This window comes from Streptococcus lactarius, from assembly GCF_016642265.1.
Classification (GTDB): domain Bacteria; phylum Bacillota; class Bacilli; order Lactobacillales; family Streptococcaceae; genus Streptococcus; species Streptococcus lactarius.
In genome coordinates this window covers 44,740-47,886 of sequence record NZ_MRXX01000006.1, presented here as the reverse complement: position 1 = coordinate 47,886, position 3,147 = coordinate 44,740, and the positions used below count along the sequence as shown (strand labels likewise).

The following is a 3,147-nucleotide window of genomic DNA, read 5'->3' as shown; positions in this document are numbered from 1 at the left end:
CTAACGAATGACCGATTTCGTCGTCCCACTCTCTTTTTACCCCAGTACCAGCTCATCACTAACTAAGGTTTCTCCACTATTCTGACGGAAGAGGCGCATCAAATCTTCAACGGTCAGATTTTTCTTTTCTTCCCCTTTGACATCGACAACGATCTTGCCCTGATAGAGCATGATCAAGCGATTACCGTATTCGATGGCGTGGTTCATATCATGCGTAATCATCAGGGTCGTCAAATCATGACTTTCAACGATCTTTTGCGTCAATTCCATGACCATTTGACTAGTTTTAGGATCAAGTGCTGCCGTATGTTCGTCTAGAAGCAAGAGTTTGGGTCTGACCAAAGCAGCCATGACCAAGGTCAAAGCTTGCCGTTGTCCACCAGATAGGAACTGAGTATCCACTTTGAGACGATTTTCCAGACCAATATTGAGCTCTTTCAAGGCTTTGCGGAATGATTCACGATCTTTCTCCCGAACACCCCAGCCCAAACCACGGGATTTGCCACGGCGTTGGGCAATGGCCATATTTTCTTCAATGGTCAAGCGAGAAGCCGTTCCCATCTTAGGATCTTGGAAGACACGCGCAATATCTTTGGCCCGTTTTCGAACACTAGTATGTTTAATCGAGTTGCCATCTAGGAGAATATCTCCTTCGTCAACTGCTAGATTCCCAGCCAAAATGTTCATCAAGGTTGATTTCCCAGCACCGTTTCCACCAATGACAGAGATGAAATCACCCTCTTCAACTTGTAAGTTCAAGCCTTTTAAGACGTGGTTTTCATTAACCGTTCCAGCTTCAAATGTCTTATGAATATCTTCAATTGATAATAATGTTGCCATACTTTTCTCCTACTTATTTCCTAACTTCAATCCACGAATGCGAAGACGTTTTTGCACTTCCGGCGCAAACAAGACAACTGCAAGCAAGATCGCATTAAAGAGACGAACCAGATTTTGATCCAGATGTGGAATCTCGTAAATATTTAAGATAATTAAACGATAGACAATTGCACCAACTCCAATTGAGAGCAAGCGCCAACCAATGGTTAAATCGTGAATCAAGACTTCTGCGATGATGACCGCACTCAAGCCGACCACGATGGTCCCTGTTCCAGAAGTGACATCTGAGAAACCATCATTTTGAGCAAACATCGCACCACACAAGGCAATCAATCCATTTGAAATCATGTAGCCCAACATTTTCATATGATCGACATTGACCCCATTGGCCTCACTCATTGGAATATTATCTCCAGTTGAACGAAGGACCAAGCCGAGTTGGGTCTTCATCAACAAGGTCAATACAAGACATACGATGATCAAGCAAGAGATACTGATCAGAAAAACAGATTCTTCATTTGAAAGACCCAAATGCATCACACTCTTGAAAATCGTACTTGCATCCCCAATAGAGAGGTTGGGTACCCCACCCATGATTTTGATATTGATGGAGTAGAGTCCTGTCAAAGTGACAATCCCTGTCAAGAGGGCTGGAATTTTCATTTTTGTATGAAGAATCCCTGAAACCAACCCAGCCAGCATCCCAGCTCCAAATGCTAAGAGAGTTGCTAGCCAAGGATTGCGTCCTGCCTGGATCTGTGAAGCAACGACTGCCGCTCCAAGTGGAAAGGCTCCTTCTGCCGTCATATCGGCAATATCTAAAATTCGAAATGTTAAGTAAACACCGATCGCCATGATCGACCACAATAAACCTTCTGATAAACTTGATAAAACGAAATTCATCCCAAACCTCCTATTTTTCTATCTTTAATGAGCTGATATCAATTCCAAGCTCTTTTGCCATTTCTTTATTGACATGCAATTCCAATTTTTCAGGTGTTTCGACTGCGATCTTTTCAGGTTTTTCACCCTTCATAATCCGAATCGCCATCCGTGCAGCTTGCCGTCCCAATTCTTCATAATCGGTACCATAGTTGTACAAGCCACCAATCGCCACCATCTCAGCTGAACCACCAAATACAGGGACCTTGTGACTGAGCGATACTTGTTTAATGGTTTCCATCGTAGAGGAGATGATATTATCTGTCGGAACAAAGACGATATCTGCTTCGGACATGATACTATCTGCTGCTGCTTTTACATTGTTACTATCGAGAACTGTTTTTTCAACTACTTGATAACCCTTGGCTTCCAAGACTTTCTTAGCGTTGTCTTTTTGGACAACTGAGTTAGGCTCACTTTGCGTATAGAGGATCCCAACTGTTTTCGCTGTTGGAACGATTTTTTTGATCAAATCGACTTGAGTCGAGATCGCATCCTCTGACTGGTCGCTGGTCCCTGTGATATTGCCACCTGGCTCTTTCAAGTTTTTCACCAACTTCGCTGCCAATGGATCTGTAACAGCTGAGAAGACAACCGGTGTTGTTTTGGTTGTATTGGCCAAACTTTGAGCAGACGGTGTCGCAATCGCAAATACCAAGTCACTCTCTTCAGCCAATTGTTTGGAAATGTTTTTCAGATTTCGTTGTTCCCCTTGAGCATTTTGGAAATCAATCTGAATATTTTTCCCATCCACATAGCCCGCTTTCTTCAACTCAGCAATAAATCCTTTACGAGTGGCATCAAGCGACTTGTGCGTAATGTATTGCGAAATTCCAATTCGCAGGACATTTGATTTCTTGTTGTCCTTGAGGTGATGGAGACTTACCAATGAGGTTAACAAAAGACCTACAACAAGGACTGGTGCTAGTAATTTCTTGACTACTTTCATTTCATACTCCTTTTTTGCGAGAATAAATAAACATCCGCCTAGATCATGATCTAAACGGATGCCTGAAATTCTCCAACAAGTTACAAAACCTTGGTCCATTTAGATACTAGCTCTATGGACCAACTTCAAAAATCTTAGCCACATAGATACAAACAAATTGCTTGGGTTGTTTGCATCCATGAGACCATGTCTACAAACACTATCTAAAGTAGCTAAAGTAAAATTTTTGAATTGAATTCGGTTGTTGCTTCATGTTCATTTTTCTGCTTTCTTTATTTATGGGTCTTATCTTACCCCATTTTCAGTTCCCTGTCAAGAATTTTTCAACTATTTTTTAAATTTTTCGAAAATTCTGCTTCAATTTTGAATTAAATAAATAGAGAGAGTGCGGCAGAAATCGGTCATTCGTTAGAATT

General features: G+C 41.7%; 3 protein-coding genes. All 3 read right to left on the bottom strand.

Features of this window, described 5'->3' with window-relative positions:
* Positions 1-36: 36 nt before the first annotated feature.
* Genes BTU61_RS04780 through BTU61_RS04770 form a run of 3 tightly spaced genes read right to left on the bottom strand, consistent with a single transcriptional unit; the run spans position 37 to position 2,731 of the window.
* On the bottom strand, positions 37-840 hold the full coding sequence (locus tag BTU61_RS04780) for an ABC transporter ATP-binding protein (RefSeq protein WP_200772557.1): 804 nt from the start codon (positions 838-840) through the stop codon (positions 37-39).
* A 9-nt stretch (positions 841-849) separates the two neighbouring features.
* Complete coding sequence (locus tag BTU61_RS04775) at positions 850-1,743, bottom strand: ABC transporter permease (RefSeq protein ID WP_187540295.1); 894 nt, start codon at positions 1,741-1,743, stop codon at positions 850-852.
* A 10-nt stretch (positions 1,744-1,753) separates the two neighbouring features.
* Positions 1,754-2,731 (bottom strand): ABC transporter substrate-binding protein, encoded by a 978-nt coding sequence (locus BTU61_RS04770; protein WP_200772556.1) that lies wholly within the window; start codon positions 2,729-2,731, stop codon positions 1,754-1,756.
* Positions 2,732-3,147 lie beyond the last annotated feature (416 nt).